Below are 353 nucleotides of genomic sequence, written 5' to 3' on the forward strand. Positions count from 1 at the left end.
TTATTAATGTGTTCCTGCATAGTGAGACTCGCTTTTGGAAAAATACAACCAACACCTGTAATTCCACCGCATGCGCCAGCAAGCCCAGCATAAACAGTTACAGTGTCAACTCCAGCCAAGATTTTTAACTCTTTGTTCTTCAACATCATTGTTTCAATTATTGACACATCTATTGTTGATATTTTAAGTGCAGTTACTTCAGGTAGCGCTGCAAGTCGGGTAAGAAGTTGAATTGAAAGCGCATGATAGCCCGCTGCGTCAGGGTTGTTATAAGGCATTATTGTAATACCTGCCTCTTTTGCTGCTGATGCAGAAAGTGCGTAATAGGCATACATTTCTTCATCAGAAGGCGC

General features: G+C 41.4%; 1 protein-coding gene. It reads right to left on the minus strand.

From position 1 onward, the window contains the following. A partial coding sequence (locus tag AAEZ18_RS18480) for a dihydrodipicolinate synthase family protein (protein ID WP_352255852.1) occupies window positions 1-353 on the minus strand: 353 nt, incomplete at both ends.

It is taken from the genome of Pseudoalteromonas sp. 19-MNA-CIBAN-0066 (genome assembly GCF_040308705.1).
In the GTDB taxonomy this organism is placed as follows: Bacteria; Pseudomonadota; Gammaproteobacteria; order Enterobacterales; family Alteromonadaceae; genus Pseudoalteromonas; species Pseudoalteromonas nigrifaciens.